The sequence below is a fragment of the Candidatus Coatesbacteria bacterium genome, assembly GCA_014728225.1.
Taxonomy (GTDB): Bacteria; RBG-13-66-14; RBG-13-66-14; order RBG-13-66-14; family RBG-13-66-14; genus WJLX01.
On sequence record WJLX01000105.1, the window covers coordinates 1 to 16,548 of the forward strand.

15 protein-coding genes are annotated in these 16,548 nt (G+C 69.5%); all 15 read right to left on the reverse strand.

All coding sequences use genetic code 11. The features are described 5' to 3' along the window. Window positions 1-78: 78 nt before the first annotated feature. Window positions 79-1,149 carry a glycosyltransferase gene (locus GF399_07485; GenBank protein ID MBD3400158.1) on the reverse strand — a complete coding sequence of 357 codons (1,071 nt, stop codon included), beginning with the start codon at window positions 1,147-1,149 and terminating at the stop codon, window positions 79-81. After that, window positions 1,146-2,471 (reverse strand): glycosyltransferase, encoded by a 1,326-nt coding sequence (locus GF399_07490; GenBank protein ID MBD3400159.1) that lies wholly within the window; start codon window positions 2,469-2,471, stop codon window positions 1,146-1,148. The genes GF399_07485 and GF399_07490 overlap by 4 nt, the downstream gene beginning before the upstream one ends. After that, window positions 2,267-3,745 carry a hypothetical protein gene (locus GF399_07495; GenBank protein MBD3400160.1) on the reverse strand — a complete coding sequence of 493 codons (1,479 nt, stop codon included), beginning with the start codon at window positions 3,743-3,745 and terminating at the stop codon, window positions 2,267-2,269. Before GF399_07495 ends, GF399_07490 begins: the two co-directional genes overlap by 205 nt. Window position 3,746: 1 nt before the next feature. Continuing rightward, complete coding sequence (locus GF399_07500; GenBank protein MBD3400161.1) at window positions 3,747-4,946, reverse strand: glycosyltransferase; 1,200 nt, start codon at window positions 4,944-4,946, stop codon at window positions 3,747-3,749. Next, the gene (locus tag GF399_07505; GenBank protein MBD3400162.1) at window positions 4,939-6,777 is read right to left on the reverse strand and encodes a hypothetical protein; all 1,839 of its coding nucleotides are present in this window, start codon (window positions 6,775-6,777) and stop codon (window positions 4,939-4,941) included. The genes GF399_07500 and GF399_07505 overlap by 8 nt, the downstream gene beginning before the upstream one ends. Next, window positions 6,764-8,302, reverse strand: coding sequence for an oligosaccharide flippase family protein (locus tag GF399_07510; protein MBD3400163.1), 1,539 nt, complete (start codon window positions 8,300-8,302; stop codon window positions 6,764-6,766). The genes GF399_07505 and GF399_07510 overlap by 14 nt, the downstream gene beginning before the upstream one ends. An 84-nt stretch (window positions 8,303-8,386) precedes the next feature. Beyond that, on the reverse strand, window positions 8,387-9,922 hold the full coding sequence (locus GF399_07515; protein ID MBD3400164.1) for an aminotransferase class I/II-fold pyridoxal phosphate-dependent enzyme: 1,536 nt from the start codon (window positions 9,920-9,922) through the stop codon (window positions 8,387-8,389). Window positions 9,923-9,935: 13 nt separating this feature from the next. After that, window positions 9,936-10,583 carry a transferase gene (locus GF399_07520; GenBank protein ID MBD3400165.1) on the reverse strand — a complete coding sequence of 216 codons (648 nt, stop codon included), beginning with the start codon at window positions 10,581-10,583 and terminating at the stop codon, window positions 9,936-9,938. Further along, the gene (gene neuC, locus GF399_07525) at window positions 10,580-11,740 is read right to left on the reverse strand and encodes a UDP-N-acetylglucosamine 2-epimerase (hydrolyzing) (protein ID MBD3400166.1); all 1,161 of its coding nucleotides are present in this window, start codon (window positions 11,738-11,740) and stop codon (window positions 10,580-10,582) included. The genes GF399_07520 and neuC overlap by 4 nt, the downstream gene beginning before the upstream one ends. Before the next feature lie 3 nt (window positions 11,741-11,743). Next, window positions 11,744-12,646, reverse strand: a complete 903-nt coding sequence (locus tag GF399_07530; GenBank protein MBD3400167.1) for a methyltransferase domain-containing protein — start codon at window positions 12,644-12,646, stop codon at window positions 11,744-11,746. Continuing rightward, a complete protein-coding gene (locus GF399_07535; GenBank protein MBD3400168.1) occupies window positions 12,562-13,629 on the reverse strand; it encodes an N-acetylneuraminate synthase in 1,068 nt (355 codons plus the stop codon). The genes GF399_07530 and GF399_07535 overlap by 85 nt, the downstream gene beginning before the upstream one ends. A gap of 90 nt (window positions 13,630-13,719) precedes the next feature. Next, window positions 13,720-14,409: an acylneuraminate cytidylyltransferase family protein gene (locus tag GF399_07540; protein ID MBD3400169.1), complete on the reverse strand. Its 690-nt coding sequence runs from the start codon at window positions 14,407-14,409 to the stop codon at window positions 13,720-13,722. Between the two features lie 2 nt (window positions 14,410-14,411). Then, a complete protein-coding gene (locus tag GF399_07545) occupies window positions 14,412-15,737 on the reverse strand; it encodes a nucleotide sugar dehydrogenase (protein ID MBD3400170.1) in 1,326 nt (441 codons plus the stop codon). Window positions 15,738-15,857: 120 nt separating this feature from the next. Continuing rightward, window positions 15,858-16,283 (reverse strand): hypothetical protein, encoded by a 426-nt coding sequence (locus GF399_07550; protein MBD3400171.1) that lies wholly within the window; start codon window positions 16,281-16,283, stop codon window positions 15,858-15,860. A 55-nt stretch (window positions 16,284-16,338) separates the two neighbouring features. Then, window positions 16,339-16,539: a hypothetical protein gene (locus GF399_07555; GenBank protein MBD3400172.1), complete on the reverse strand. Its 201-nt coding sequence runs from the start codon at window positions 16,537-16,539 to the stop codon at window positions 16,339-16,341. Window positions 16,540-16,548 lie beyond the last annotated feature (9 nt).

Below are 16,548 nucleotides of genomic sequence, written 5' to 3' on the forward strand. Positions count from 1 at the left end.
ATGCAAAAACCGTGCCGGTTCCGGCGCCGGGCCGGCGGGACCTGTCAAACCGGCCTAGCGGGGTTTTCCAGTGTCCGCCTACGGTGTAGTCCGGTTCAGCAGGTCGCGGTAGGTCGCTTCCAGGTAGTCGAGGTAGCCGGCCAGGCTCCACTCGCGCCGGGCGCGCTGCCGGGCGGCCCGGCCGAGTCGGCGGGCCGCTTCCGGCCGACGGGCCAGCCAGCACAGGGTCCGGGTCAGGTGCCTGTGGTCGCCGCGCTCGACGAGGAGTCCGTCGACGCCGCTCTCGATCAGTTCGGGCACACCGCCGACGGCGGCGGCGACCACGGGCAGTCCGGCGGCGCAGGCCTCGCGGATCGACAGGGGCAGGGATTCCCGTCGGCTGGGCAGCACCAGGGAGTCGACCCGGCCGTAGAGCTCGGGCAGGTCCCGGCGGAAGCCCAGCCAGGTCAATCGTCGCTCCACCCCGAGGTTACGCGCCAGGGTTTTGAGCCGTTCCCGGGCCGGTCCGTCACCGGCGATCCAGGCCTCGAGCTCCAGCGCGGCGGGCAGTTCGGCCAGGGCGCGCAGCAGGACGTCGTGGCCCTTGCGGCCGTCGATGCGCGCCGCCAGCAACAGCCGGAAGGGGCCGGGATCGCGGTGGCGGCGGACGGCGAAGTACTCGGCTGGCAGGCCGCTGTGACGGACGAAGCCGCGCCGGGGGGGGAAACCCCACTTGAGGAACAGATCGCGCTCGTAGGCCGAGACGAAGTGCACCCGATCGGCGGCGCGGGCCAGCAGGGGCGCGGCGAGGGGATAGTACCAGCGGCGGTGGAGGTTGTGCAGGGTTACCAGGAGCGGCAGTCGGCGGCCCAGGCCGCGGCGGGCGGCGACGGCGGGGCGGATGGCCTGGAGGTGGATGAGTTCGACCCGGCGCTCGAGGGCCAACCCGCGCAGTCGACGGCCCAGCTCGAGCAGCCCCCAGGGCGTGCGGGCGTGGGTCGGCAGCTCGAGGACCGCGGCCCCGGTCTGTTCGGCCTCGGCGGAGAGCACGCCCCGGTGGCAGGCCAGGATGATCCGATGGCCGCGGTCGACCAGGCCCGCGGCGACGTTGAGCATATCCCGCTCGGCGCCGCCGGAAATCAGCTCCGGTGTGACCAGCAGCAGCCTCATCGGCGGCTCCAGCGGCGGCGGGCCTCGGCGTAGAGGTTGTCGTGGAGGGCCAGGTTGCGCTCGAAGGACAACTCCTCGACGACCCAGTCACGTCCGGCGGCGGCGAGTTTTTGCGCCAGCACCGGCTCGGTCAGCAGGCGTCGCAGGACCCACCGACACCCGGCGACATCACCGACCTCGAACAACAGACCGCGCTCGTCGTCACCCAACAGCTCGGCGTTGCCCCCGGCCCGGCTGGCCGCACAGGGCACACCGGCGGCCAGGGCCTCGATGATCGAGTTGGACAGACCCTCGGCCCGGCTGGAGAGACAGCTGACGTCGGCGGCGGCCAGCACGCTGCGGACATCGCTGATGCGCCCCAGCAGGCGCACCCGGTCGCTCATACCCCGTCGCCGGACCCTGTCTTCCAGGATACGGCGCAGCGGCCCGTCACCGGCCAGCAACAACGTCGCCGGCCCCCTTGCCGTCTCCAGTCCGGCGACGGCCTCGAGCAGGGTCTCGGGGTCCTTGGGGCGGTGGAGATTGGCCACCATGCAGACCACGGGTTCTGCGCCGAGGCCGAGTTCGTTCCGGGCCCGGCGCTGCTCTTCAACCGTGACCGGCGGTTGGGGCTCGACGCCGTTGTAGATCAAACGCAGCTTGTCGGCGGGACCTCCGTGGGAGATGACATTGCTGCGGACCGCGAGGGCGTTGACCTCGACCAGGGCGGCCCGGCGCCAGTACCAACGGCAGACGCTCCAGTGGTAGCCTCGGCTCCAGGGTTCCAGCCCGCCCTCGAAGGTCGTGACCGGGGTGTCGGTCCAGCGGCCGGCGGCGACGGCGTAGAGGTTGCCGGAAAAGAGTTGGCCGGCCAGCAGCTCCCAGCCCTCACTGCGCACCTTGCGCGCCAGGGCCCTCAGGCGGCGCAGGCCCCGGGGTTTGCCGGGCAGGTGGGCGGCCCGGGCCGGTCGGGTCAGCTCGACCAGCGCCGGAGCCAACTCGCCGCCGAGGACGCAGACCTCGACCCGGCGCCCCCGGCGGGCCTGCCGCGCGGCCAGACGGGCGAGCTGCTTCTCCGCCCCGGCCAGACCGTACTGGCCGATTACATGGAGCACAGCCGGCTGATCGCCAGCAGCTCTCAAGGCTGGACCCACGGAGCGAGCAGCTCCTTCGCCCCGCCCTCGGCGTCCTCCGTACCGGTAATTCGGGGATACCGCCGGCAAACGATCTCGTAGGCCGACATCGGCAGGGCGACGTAGATGAAGATCATCTTGATGACCGACGGGTTGAGAAACATGCCGAACATCAGCAGGGCCAGATAGGTCATCAACGCCGCCGAGCATAGCAGGGCGAGTTGAAGATCCCCGGCCCGGCGGGCGTAGCGAACGGCGCGCAAACCGTCGAGAAAGCCCACGACGAACAGGATCAGGGAGGCTATGGCCCCCAACAACCCATACTCGCTGAGAATACTCATAAACATATTGTGTTGATCAAAGAAGGGCATATACTTGGAGTATCCTCCCTCCCGGCCGAGATTGTAGAAGCGGAAATGGCCGTAACCGACGCCGAAGACGGGATTCTCGAGGAACACCTGCCAGGCCTCGCCGATCAACCGCGCTCGGAGGCTGATCGAACGATCGGCGGGCGCGCCTTCGGTTAGGAAGCTCTGAACGCTCTGGATGCGCTGCCAGTAGATGCCGGTGGCCACGATCCCGATGATCAACACCGCGACGATTATCAACACGAAGCGCAACCGGACCTTGAGCGCCGGATTGATGATGACCAGGATGCCTACGGCGGCGAGGATGATGAAGCCGGAACGCGACTTGGACAGAATGACACCGGCGAGCATCAGGCAGACCCCGAAGATGATCAGCAAACGGGTCAGCCAATTTTTGGAATAGGCCAACAGGAAACCCGCAATCGCCAGGGCGGTGACGTTGAAACAAGCGTATTCGTTGGGGTCGTGAAACGTCCCAGCCACGCGATCGGGCTGGAACAACAGGTACTGGTAGACGCCGTAGCCACCATCGATGCTGCGGGCGATGAAGATAACCACCAATACGAGCAGCAAACCCCGCTGGTCCTGGACGTAGATGCGGACGAAGATATAGCCGACCAGCCAGGACAGGACCTTGGCGAAGTAGGCCCGCCCGATGTTGCCGTTGACCAGGGTCGAGATCGAAAAGGCGACCAGGACGAGGAAGACCAGCAGGAAACGGTAGTCGAACACCCGCGGCATCCGCCGGCTGAACTCGAGACGCCGGGTGGCGTAGTAAGCCGTGGTGACGACGGCCAGGATCAAGGCCGACCAGACCGCGGCGGTGAAGACGCCCAGGCGTACATAGTTGGTCAACAGCAGCGAAGTGATGAACAGATAGAAGAGATAGGCGGGTTTATTGATGAACAGGGAGAACAACAGAACGGCGACGACGACGAAGGCCAGCAGATACAGGGGCATGCCGTGGCGAAAGAGGAAGACGGTGGCGCCCAGCAGCAGCAGCGCCGCAGTCAATTCACGGTGACCGCGGATCCATTCCCAGAGCCCCCCCCGCCAGCGAGACAGCTTCCAGCGCAGGCTCTCGCGATGCCGCGGCTGTTCAACGGGGTGCCGCATCCTAGTCGGCCACCAATTCGTCGTAGGTTTTCAGCAGGGTTCGAGCCAGACGGGGCCAGTTGTAGCGTTCCTCGACCAGCCGACGACCGGCGGCGCCCATCCGCCGGCGCAGTTGACGGTTCTCCAGCAGCAGGGCGCAGGCCCGCACCAGTTCTCGGGTCGTTTCGGCCACCAGGGCCTCGCGCCCCGGGGTGAACTCGATACCCTCCATCGTCTTCGGCGTGGCCACCAGGGGGCGTTCCATGGCCCAGGCCTCGGGCACCTTGTTCTTGAAACCGGCGCCCCGGCGCAGCGGACTGCAGTAAACCGAGCCCCGGGCGATCCAGTCCGCCATCACCTCGACGCGGCCGCTGATCACATTGCGGGCGTCGCGGCGACCGGCCTCGACCAGGCGGGCGCTGGGACGGTTGCCGACGATGTAGACCTTGAGTCCGGGCCAGCGGCGGCGCAAGGGCGGGGCGATTCTCACGACCAACTCCCAGGCGGCGGTCTCGTTGGGCGGATAGAGGTAGGAGCCGGAGAAGACCAGACTGGGATGATCCTCCAGGGCCGGACGGGGTTCCTGCTCGGTGAGTTCGACACCGTTGGAAACCACGACGGTGTTGATCCCGGCTTCCCGGCCGCTCAGCGAGCGGGCGTCGACGTCGGTGCAGAAGACGCAGGCGTCGAAACTGCGATAGACGGCGGGTTCGTGACGGTGGACCTTGTAGAGCTCCCAGGCGAGGAAGGGCTTGAGCGGCCAGGCGACCCGGCGCAGCTGCTCCAGATACAAACGCCAGAAGGCGTCGTGGGGGGCGATCAGCCGCGGCGGAGTCGACAATCCCGCCAGACAGGCCCCGAGGAAGTAACCCTCGACGTGGACGAGGTCGTACGAGCGTCTCTGCAACCGCTGACTAATCAGCGGTTGAATACCTGCCAGTAAATAGCTGCGGATAATCAGCGGCAGGGGCGACAGGATTCCACGAATTCTGGACGGCCATGACAGGGGGCGTGAGACGATGCGGTAATCAAGCGAACGACAGACGCTTCTTAGCGGTGCGATATTCTCCCGGGGCTCTTCGTCGACGAAGCACAGCAGGTCGACCTCGTGCCGTCGGGACACCTCGCGCAGCAGGTAGAACAGCTTGGAGCAGTGCCCGCTGATCGGCGGATAGGGCACGAAGGGGGCCGTCCAGAGGAGACGATAACCGGCGCTACTCACCTTGCAACAACTCCTCGATCAAGCCGGCCACCCGGCGGGCCGCGCCGCCGTCGGCTCCGGCCTCGTGACGCTCCAGATAGGCCCGTCGGCCCGCCGCCAGCTTCCGCCGCAGCTCGGGATCGCGCAGCAACCGCTGGACGCCCTCGGCCAACTCTTCGGCATTGAAAGCCCGGTAGACACCGGCCGAGGCGGTGTACTCCAACACCGCTTCCTCGCCGGGAACCCGCAGCACTGCCACGGGCTTCCCCAACACCAGGGCCTCGACGCCGACGGTGGAAAAGATGGTCGTCGCGACGGCACAGCGGTTCAGCAGATCATAGAGGTCCAGCTCGACGGGCAGCAGGGCGTCGGGGGACAGCCCCGCCGCCTCCAGCAGCCGCCGCAGCTCGTTGGGATCCTCCCGGGGGTGGGGCTTGACGCTGACCTTCAACCGCTTTGCGCAACGCGCCAGTAAAGCGGCCCCGGCGATGAACTCGCGTTTGAGTTCCCACGTCAGCTTCTGTTCCAGGGGCTGGGAGAAGAAGACCACCTCGGGGAGCGAGCCCTCGGCCTCACTATCCCGCGCTGAAGCGGCCGGCCCGTCGTAACGCGGCCGGCCCGTCACCGTGATCCGCTCCCCGGGCACACCGTGGCGGCGAAAAACGGCGGCGGAGTAATCGCCGGCGGCCGCCAAACGATCGGCCTCCAGAGTGCCGAACAGCGGGCTGTCGAACACCATGTCCGGGCTCTCCAGGGCCAGGGTGGGGATCCCGGCGGCGGCGGCCAGGCCGAAGGCGTAGTTGACGCCGAGACCGCGCTCGCTCATCCCGACGACCAGGCGCGGCTGGAGGGTCTCGAGAAGCTCCTCCAGGGCTGAGATCAGGGGCAGTCCGCGCCACAGCTCCATCCGCAGCATGTCGACCAGACGGCAGAGCATGAAGGGCCGCAGGTCGAAACCCCGCCAGGGCAGCGGCTCCAGCAGTTCGGGCAGGCGGGCCAGCAGGGGTTCGACGTCGCGCTCGTAGGCGGCGATCCAGCGCTGCAACCTGCCGCTCTTCAGCAGGGCGGGCAGCGGGTAGCGGGGTCGATCCGGCGGGTAGCCCTCCAGCACCCGACGATCCCAGGCCGTCACCCCCCAGCTCGCCCCATCTTCCAGGGCCTCGCCGACGGGGAGCCAGTTCCGCCGGTCTTTGACGGTCACCGGTACCACCAGGATCTCGACGGCCCGCCGGGGACCACGAACGGGCAGAGAGCGCAGCAGGGTCGCGAGGGTCTTCAGCCCCCGGGCCCAACGGTCGGCCACCACCGGGCCGGAACCGCCCGGTCGGCGGCGGACGCCCAGATAGCGCGGGTAGCTCGAGGGCGGTGTCGCCGCGGCCCTGAGGTCGATCCCCCGCCGTCGACAACAGCCGGCCAGCGTCGGCAGCAGCTTGCCCGGCAGACCCGCGGCCCGCAGGGTGTCGGGCTCGAGTTCCTCAATGAAGCTCCCCAGCACGAACAGGGGGGTCGAGACCTCCTGGATCAGCCGGTACACCAGATGACGGAAGGTCGGCTCGAGCTCCAGACAACCCAGCTTGAACCGTCCCCGGCGCAACGCCCGGCCCGTCGCCAGGGTCAATGAACCGCATTCCCGATTGAGCCGCCGCCAGGCGGAACTGGTCAGCCGTCCAGCCGGACCTCGGGCCTCGATCCGCTCCCTGGCGCACAGCGCCCGCAGGCCCTCACCCAGGGCGGCGGCGCTCAAGCCGACGACGAGGGGCTCTCGTCCGCCGGAGCGCTCCGCCCGCAGGATCCGGCGAAGCTCCCGGGGCGGAATCCTGTCGAACAGGACCACCAGGCTACGCGGATTCATGGTTCCGCCCCCCGCCGAAGAGCCGCCGGAACAGCATCCCCAGCACGCCCAGCCGGCGCTCCTCGTAGACTACCAGGGGTAGGGCCGCCGCCACCGCCATCCCCAGAGCGAGCAGGAAACGCCACAGCCAGAAACCGATCGCCAAGCGGCTCATCAACCATAACGCCCCCCAGGTCACCAGACCCAGGTAAGCCAGCGGCAGACAGACCCGCAGCAGCAGCTTGAGCGCCCCCCGGGTCCCCAGGGCGAATTCCCGCACGGTGAAGAACAGCAGCAACAGCACGTAGAGGCTGAGCAAGGCGGTGGCGCCGAGTACGACGGCCAGGGGCGAACCGTACTGGAAGAACAGCCAGATCGCCAGCGCCAGGGAGGCCGCCAGCAGAGCGAGCTGGACCCCCAGCCAGCGCCCGTAGGTCTTGCGCTCCAGCAACAGGTTGATCAAAGTGTTGCCCGCCACCGTGGTCGATGAGCAGAGGGCCGAGCGAAGAATGAAGATGTAGATCAGGGGCAGGGCCGGCACGTAACGGGGCAGATAGACGGGCAGCAGGGCCGTCACCCCCAGGGCCGCCACGCAGGCCACCAGCCCGGCCAGATAGGCGTTGAGTTCGCTGTAGCGCAGCAGATTGTCGCGCAGGCGGTCCAGCCGGCCGGAACCGGTCTGCTCGGCGATCGCCGGGTTGAGCACCACCCCCAGCTTGAAAGGCACCAGGATGATGAACAGCCCCACGGTGACGGCCAGCTTGACGAAGCCGTTGGCGTCGCCGCCGATGAAACGGGCGACGATCACGGCGTCGACGTTCTCCAGGCCGTAGCGCAGGAAGCCGACCAGGGTCAGCGGCAGACCCACCTTGAGCACCCGCAGGACATCCTCGCCCCGCAGGCGTGGCTTGAGCGGCAGGCCCAGCCTGACGCGGTAGAGCACCAGGAACAAAAGCTGGACCGTCACCTGGCTGACGATCACCCCGACGACGCCCCACAGCGCCGCGCTGATCAAGGTGGCGGTGACCGAGGTGAAGCTGAAGGCCACCTCGAAACGGGCCAGCTCGTTGAAGCGCTGGTCCGCCTGGTACAGATTGGTGATCAGGGCCGTCAGGTTGGTCAGCAGGACCAGGAAGGCGCCGCCCGAAATCACCACGGCGTAGACCAGGCCCGAGGTGAAGGTCGACGGTCCGGCGATGAACAGTACCCCGACCACGGCCAGCAGGGACATCAGTCCGGTGAAGCCGTAGGTCGAGTTGCGCAGGCGGTCGAGCTGTTTCTCGTCGGCGCCCCGGCCGCGCAGGTAGGGGATCTGGCGGTAGATGCCCTGGGTGGAGCCCAGATGGACGTAGGCGCCGAAGCCGGTGATCAGGCTGACGATCAACAGCAGCCCGTAGTCGGCCGGGGTGTCGAGGAGCTTGGGCAGCAGCAGGGCCCGGACGATCCCCAGCACCGTGGTCAACAGCCCGGCGACGGACATCGCCAGAGTGCTGCGCCACAGACCACGTCCGCCGTCGATGAGTGCTGTCGGCTTTCGTTTTACCAAACCTGTCCCCGGGGGCGACCAGGCCGGACGCGGTCGCGCCGGACCCGGTCGTCTAGCAGATACGGCGCCGCTCGGGGGCGCCGTTCATCCAAGCTCGCGGCCCAGCGTCTCGAGACGGCGGCGGATCTCGTCGCGGGCCCGGTGCAGGCGGGCGACGGCGCCGACGACGCCCTCGACGGTCTCCCGCTCCATGTGGGACCACAGCGGCAGGCAGATGACGTCGCGGGCCAGCTCCTCGGTCCGCGTCAAGGGCCCGGCCGACCGGGCGACGCCCTCGAAGCGGCGCTGCAGATGCTGGGGCGGGGAGAAGTAGCGCTTGACGGCGACGTTGTCGGCGGCCAGGGCGCGGGCCAGCTCATCCCGGGAGAGGCCGAAAGCCCGTTCGTCGACGACGACGGCGAAGTCTTTGTAGGTGGTGCGGCAATCCGGCGCAAGCTCCTGGAAGGTCAGACCGGGCAGACCGCCCAGGCCGGCCTTGTAGAAGCGGACGAGCTCGTGGCGCCGGGCCAGGTTGTCCTCGTGGTGCCGCAGAGTCGCCCGGCCGACGGCGGCGTTGAGTTCGCTCAAGCGGCCGTTGAGCCCCCGGCTGGGATCGACCGCGGAGTCGAGGACGCCCAGGTTGCGCTCCAGGCGGAGGCGCTCGGCGGTTTCACGACGCCGGCAGACCACCAGGCCGCCCTCGGCGGCGGTGACGGGCTTGGTGGGCGAAAGGCTGAAGACCTCGATGTCGCCCAGGGTGCCGGCGGGACGCTCGCCCAGCCGGGTACCGAAGGCGTGGGCGGCGTCGAGAATCAGGGGGATGCCGGCCTCGTCGGCGATGCGGCGCAACTCGTCGACGGGGGGCGGGCAGCCGAAGGTGTAGACGGCAGTCAGGGCCCGGGTTTCCGGCCCGACGGCGGCCTCCGCCGCGGCGGCGTCCAGGGTGAAGTCGCCGGATCTGGCCTCGCAGAAGACCGGGGTCAGCCCGTTCCAGACGGCGGAGAGGCCCGTGGCGAAGTAGGTGAAGGAGGGCATGACGACCTCGCCCGGTGACTCGACGGTACGCAGGGCCAGGATCAGGCCGGTGGTGCAGTTGGCCAGGGCGACGACCCGCTCGGCCTCGACCCCCAGGTAGGCGGCCGCCTCGGCCTCGAAGGAGCGCACCTGGGCGTCGTTGGTGATCATCCCGCTCTCGAGGGCCCGTCGCAGATCGGGCTCGATCTCCTCGTAGGGCGGCAGGGTCGGCCGGGCGACGGGGACGGGCTCGGTGAAGAAGGGCCGCCCGCCGAGAACGGCCGGACGGTCGTCCCCGAGGCCGACGATCAGTTCGTCGAGGGCCAGCAGTTCCACGGGACGCCCGTCCTCCAGCAGCGGCACGAAGCGCACCCCGCGAGTCCGCATCGCCGCCCGCAGTTCGGCCGGATCATATCCCTCCCGGGCAATCAGAGGCTTGTCGTTGTAAACCGCGCTGACCGGGTCTTCCAGGCTACCGCCGTCGAGCAGGTGGCGGCGCACGTCGCCGTCGGTCAGGGTACCGACGAGACGCCCGGCGTCGTCGACCACCAGGGCCAAACCGCGACCGCCGGCGTCGATCGCCGCCAGGGCCCGGCTCAGGCTGTCGTGGCTGTCGACCGTTTCCATCGCCGCTCCCGTCTCAAAAACCGTTCCACTCGCCCTGAACCCGGGCCGGCACGCCGTAGGCGATCACACCGTCCGGGACGTCCTCGACGACCACGGCGCCGGAGCCGATCATCGCCTTAGCGCCGACGGCGACGCCGGGGTTGACCGCGGCGTTGGTGCCGATAAAGGTGTAGGCTCCCACCTTGACTGCGCCGGCCAGCACGGCGCCGGGGTGCAGGTGGGCGTGATCACCGATCTCGCCGTCGTGATCGACCGAACAGCCCGTATTGAGGATCACGCCGACGCCCAGGCGGGCGCCGGGGTTGACGATCGCCCCGGCGCAGACGACGAGTCCCGCGGAGAGCTTGACGCCGCGGGCGATGACGGCGGAGGGGTGGACCAGCGGCGGCAGGTGGTAGCCCAACCCGAGGGCCAGGTTGAAGATCCGTGCCCGGGTGCGATTGTCGCCCACGGCGACCACACAGGCCGTCGCCGCCCGGGGGTGCCGCTCCAGCAGGGTCGTCGAGCCGATGATCTCGACGCCGTCGAGGTAACCGCCGTGGGTGCGCGAGTCGTCGTCGACGACGGCCACCAGCTCCAGGTGACCGCTCAGCCGGATCAGGTCGGCGACCACGCGGCCGTGGCCCCCGGCGCCCACCATAACCGTGCGCAGCTCGCTCATCGCTCCACCAGCCTTTTACTGAGGAAATCGTCGTCCAATGGGGCGGACAACAGGCTCTCGACCACCCGGGGGGCGGCGCGGCCGTCGCCGTAGGGCGAGGGCTGCGCGGTCAGTTGCTCGCGCAGTTCGTCGTCGGCGCGGATCCGCGCCAGCGTCGCGCGAACACCGTCCGCCGTCGGCTCGGGGAGATCGTAAACGTTGGCGCCGCGCTCCCGACCGTCCTGGCGTCGACCGACGTTGACCACGGGCGTACCGAGCAGGGAGGCCTCGATCAAGCCGGCCGAGGAGTTGCCGACCAGGGCGCCGCAGCCGCGCAGCAAACCGACGAACTCCCGCGGCGGCAGGTTGGCCGTCAGCGCCCGGCGGTCAGCGGCGGCGGCCCAATCGCGCAGGGCGGCGATCACCGCCCGACCGCCGGCGTCGGCGTTGGGGTGGAGGGCCAGCACGGGCTCATTCAGCTCGGTCAGGGCCGTCAGGCAGGCCGCCAGTCCGCGCTGCGTCGCCGCCGCCTCGCCGGGCAGGGGATGGTAGACCAGCAGGTGGAAAGGTCCGTGTAAATCGAGACCCAGCCGCTCCCCGAGCTCGCTCAGCTCGGCCTCGTCCAGGGGCCGCTGGTCCCGGGCGTGGTCCAGGGCCAGGGAGCCGACGCGGTGAACGCGTTGCGGCTCCTCGCCCCAGGCCAGCAGGCGCTCTTCGGCGGCGACGGTGGCCGGAAAGAGGAGCTGGGCCAACCGGCTGACGGCGTGGCGCGGTCCGTCGTCGACCCGGGAACGGTCACCGGCCTGGAGCTGGGCCAGGGCCACCCGGCTGTACCAGGCCGCCGTCGCGGCGCCCAGGACCTCGACCCGATCGCCCAGCACCACCAACCAGTGCGGTCGCTCCGTGCGCCAGAGCTCGGCCAGAGCGCCGCAGACCCTGCCGGCCAGGTCGGCCATCCCCGTGAGGCTGTCGTCGGCCTCGTCGAGGGGCGCCAGGCGCCGGGGCCGGAAACCGTCGGCCTCGACCAACTCGACGGTCGAGCCCCGCGAGACGGCCAGATGCCCGGCGGCGGCGTAGACGGCCGGCTCGACGCCGGGCTCGTCCTCCAGCAGCCGCAGCAGGGGGCGCAGCAGGCCGTAATCCGAACGGCAACCGGTGAGGACGGCGACGCGGAGCACGGCTCAGCGGGTGAACAGGACGCCGGACAGGTGCCGGGTGACGGTGTAGGCGCCCTCGCGGCCGATGGTGTCCTCGGCGACGTGGTAGAGGGTGTCCATCAGGTCGTCCCGGGCGGCCAGATCGGCCTCGAGTTCCCGGTACAGCCGGCTGGAGGCGAAGTACTCCACCAGGTCCACCGGCCGGGGGAAGCGCAGGACATTGGTGAAGTCGCTGCGCTCGCCGGCTCCGAAGGCTGACTCGAGGACGGGCAGAACCTGGGTGGTCAGGTCCCGGCCCAGGGCCTGCTCCTTGATCTGCGGCGCGCAGTCGATGATCTCATCGTAGAAGCGTCGGAAGGAGGCCTGATCGTCCGGGGCGCCCCCGACGACGAAGAGCCGCCCTCCCGCCTTGAGCAGCCGGTGCAGCTCGTCGACGGAGCGCTCCAGGTCGGGGATGAACTGCAGGGTGAAGACGGCGACGGCGAGGTCGAAGGCGCCGTCGCGCCAGGGCAGGGTGTCCGAGGGCTCCAGGGTCTTGAACTCGACGGGCAGCTCGGCGACGCCCTCGAGGATCTCCCAGGCCTTCTCGTACTGGGGCTCGAAATCCACCGCCGCCAGGCTGCCGCCCCGGGCCAGGGCCCGGGCCAAGGGCAGGGAGAGGTTGCCCACGCCGCAGCCGTATTCGAGGACCGCTTCATCGTCCTGCGGCGCCAGGCTCTCCAGCAGCCAGCCGGCCAGGTCGGCGTTGCCGAAGCGGACGTGCACATCGACGGCCGAGCGCCGCCGTACGGCCTCGGCGGGTAACGGCTCCGGCGCGGTATCGAACTCCTCGTAGTCGCTGGTCACCACTGCAAGCCCTCCGTGGGTTCGTCGATTGTGTCTCGTGTCAACGGTCGTCCGGCGGCCAGATCGCGGTTCAGTTTGCAGCCGTAGAGCGCGTCCAGGTTACGCGGGTCCAGCCCCCGTAGCGGTCGACGGGCGATCAAGTCGCCCGGTTCCAAGGCGTGCCCGGCGGCCAGATCCCGGGCCACCCGCAGACCCTTGCGCGCCGCGGCGCGGGCGTCGTCCTCGGCCGGACGGTGGGCCTTGGTCCGCCCGCCCAACTGAAGCTCGGCCCGGCGCAGCCGCCGAACCAGCTCGGCCAGCTCGGCGGGTTCGGCGCTGGCCCGCTGATCCGGACCCGCCGCCTCGCGGTCCAGGGTAAAGTGTTTCTCGATCAGCACCGCCCCCAGGGCCGCGGCCAGCAGCGCCGCCTGGAAGCCCCGGCTGTGGTCCGAATAGCCCACGGGAACGCCGTAGCGCTCGCGCAGCGCCGACAGGGCGCGCAGGTGCAGCTCGGCGTCGGGAGCCGGGTAGGCGCTGGTGCAGTGCAGCAGCACCAGGGGCGCCTCCCAGAGGCGTTCGACGGCCCAGTCGATGTCCCGGGGCCCGGCCATCCCCGTCGAGACGACGAGGGGCAGCCCGGCGGCCCGGGCGGCGTCGAGGACGAAGGGATCGGTCAGCTCACCGGAGCCCAGCTTGAGCGCGTCGACGCCCAGCTCGACCAGCAGCTCGACCTGGGCGGCGCCGAAGGCCGAGGCCAGGAAGTCGATACCGACCGCGGCGCAGTAATCCCGCAGCCCGGCCAGCGCGTCGCGGTCGAGGGTCAAGCGTTCCAGCATCCGGCGCTGGTCGGACAACCCGGCGGCCGCGCTCTGGTAGGCGGCCGTCGGGGCGTCGTCGTCCACCAGTTCGGCGGGGTCGAAGGCCTGGAACTTGACGGCGTCGGCCCCGGCCTCCCGGGCCGCGTCGATCAAGCGCCGGGCCGCGATCGGATCGCCGTTATGGTTGACGCCGATCTCGGCCACCACGTAGACCGGCTCACCTACGGCCAGACGGCGACCGCTAAGCTGGACCGGGCTGGCGCTCAAGGCTGACCTCTCGGCGATCCGCAGGGAGTCTAATAAGAGAAACTTAACTCATCGGGCAACAGATTGCAACTACAGCGATTGTCCGGCGGCTCAGGCGCGGCCGCGGCGATAGATCAGGGCGGCCTCGGCCACGGCCAGGTCCCAGTCGTCGTCGACGTCGACGGACTCCCAGGGCTCCATCACGTAGGCGGCGACGGCCTCGCCCAGCAACCGGTCGGCGGCCAGCAGCTGCGGCGTGGTCAGGTAGAGGGCGCCGTTGGGCCGGTAGAGGGGCGGCAGCTCCTGGCGCCGCCGCGGCCGCTCCCGCTCCAGGGGTACGGCCAGGCCGTCCTCGACCCGCCAAGCCCAGGCGGGGTGGCTCTCCACCGGGGCCAGGGAGAGCAGGGAATCGCAAGCGACGGCGGCGAACAGCTCCAGGGCCTCGTCGAGATGCCGCCCCGTGCGCAACGGCGAGGTGGGCTGGAGCACGACGACGACCTCGGGCCGATAGCCCTCCTCGGCGGAGAGCCGGGCCAGGGCGTGCTGGACCACGGGCAGGGTCGGCGTCGCGTCGTCGGCCAGCTCCGCCGGTCGGCGGAAGGGCGTCTCCAGGCCCAGCTTGGCGCCCAGGCGGGCTATCCGGTCGTCGTCGGTGGACAACACGGCGCGCAGCGGGGCGCGGCAATCGTTCACGCAGTCGGCGGTGTAGGCCAGCAGCGGCCGTCCACCCAGCTCGGCCAGGTTCTTGTGCGGCAGCCCCCTCGAGCCGCCGCGGGCCGGAATGAGGGCCAGGACCTCCACCCTCAGGCCAACCAGACGTCGCCGGCCGCGCGGTGTCCGGCGGTGGCGTTGCGGGTGTCGACGACCAGGGGCGACCGCTCGACGATCCGCTCGTAGTCGAGGTCGCCGTGGTCGGTGATGATCACCGTCGCGTCGTAATCGCCGACCCTTTCGTAATCGGCGCCCAGCCCGACGCTCTCCAGGCGCAGCTCCGTCTGTCGGGTGGGCGGCATGACCGGGATGTAGGGGTCGTGGTAGTCCACCAGGGCGCCCCGGGCCAGCAGACCCTCCATCACCGGCACCGCCGGGCTCTCGCGCATATCGTCGATGTCCGGTTTATAGGCGATGCCCAGCACCAGCACCCGGGAGCCCTTGAGCGGCTTCTCGTGGCTGTTGAGGGCCTCGCCGACGCGCTCGACCACCAGGCGCGGCATGCCGGAGTTGATCTCCCCGGCCAGCTCGATGAAGCGGGTACTCATCTCGTACTCGTGGGCCTTGTAGGTCAGGTAGAAGGGATCGATGGGGATGCAGTGCCCCCCCAGGCCCGGTCCGGGCCAGAAGGCCATGAAACCGAAGGGTTTGGTGTTCGCCGCCTCGATCACCTCATAAACGTCGATGCCCATCTTGAGACACAGGGTCTTGAGCTCGTTGACCAGGGCGATGTTGACCCCGCGGAAGGTGTTCTCGAAGATCTTGGTCAACTCGGCCACCTCGGGACCGGAGACCGGGACCACCCGCTCGAAGACCGGTTCGTACCACGCCAGGGCCGCGCGCAGACAGTCGTCGGTCACCCCGCCGAGCACCTTGGGGATCGTCCGGGTGTTGAAATGCTTGTTGCCCGGATCCTCGCGCTCCGGCGAGAAGGCCAGCTGGAAATCCCGCCCGACCTCGAGGCCGGAGCCCTCCTCCAGCACGGGCAGCAGCTCCTCCCGGGTCGTGCCCGGGTAGGTCGTCGACTCCAGGATCACCAACTGCCCGGGCCGCAGGCGGGCGGCGATCTCCCGGGCCGTGGCCATCACGTAGGACAGGTCGGGCTGTCGATGAGCGTCGAGGGGCGTCGGCACACAGATCGCCACGGCGCCCACCTCGCTGAGGCGGTCATAGTCCGTGGTGGCGGCCAGCCCGCCGGCCTGGACGGCGGCGGCGATCCGGGAGTCTGGAATCTGGCGGATGTAACTCCTCCCGGCGCCCAGCCGTTCCACCTTGGTCTCGTCGATGTCGAAGCCCAAGACGCCGACGCCGGCCTCGGCGAAGGTCAGGGCCAGGGGCAGGCCGACGTAACCCAGACCGATGACGCCGAAGAGCCCGCGGCGCTCGGCGCTTTGGGGCTGTGGATTATGGATGGTCAAGGAACAATCCTCCGTTGCGTTGTCCGATGCATTGTTGTGAAAGCGCCGGCGCGACGGCCGGTATGCGGGGAGCGTTGTCCGGTTGAGCTGCTCAAGCGCGCTTCGTCCGTCACCCCCGCCCTATGAACTCAACGGCCCCAGCTTGAGCCGCATCAACCGGCTGAAGAACCAGCCTCGCAGGGCGGCCAGGGGCAGACGTCCGCGCAGGCGCAGGTAAACACGGTTGAGCAGCCAGGCGAGCTGAGCCCGACCCGGCCGGGCCGGCAGGCTCTGCAACCGTCCCCGATGACGCAGCAGCCGTACCCGGCCGATCAGGGGTCCGGTGCGCTCGACGATGATCCGGGCGTCGGGGTTGGCCCACCAGCCGTCGGCGTCGCGCCGGCAGAGGCGATGGACCGCCAGCTCACCGCTCCGCAGGTAGGCCGCCAGCTCGCCGACTCGGGGCGGACGCTCGCCGAAGGGCTCCAGCAGCACCTCGGCGCCCCGGGGGATCTGCCGACCCATGCAGCAGCCCCGGGTGCCCAGCCAGCGCGATCCTCCCTGCATCAGGCCCTCGACCAGGAGACCCGGAATATCTGGTTGTTCCAACGCGCGCATAACGCTACGAGGTGCCCCCGAATGCCGGAGGCAGACACCAATCAGGGGGGCCGGCAAGATAGTAAGGACCACAAATGCCCGGCCAGAGCTTAATACAGGTCAGGTTATCACTTTCGGTGGGATCAAAGGTGCAATCGATCAGCACTGCTTGATCGAAGACCTGCTTGCTCGCCAACTCCGGTTTGCGGTAGGGTTGCTTCGACATCTGCTACTC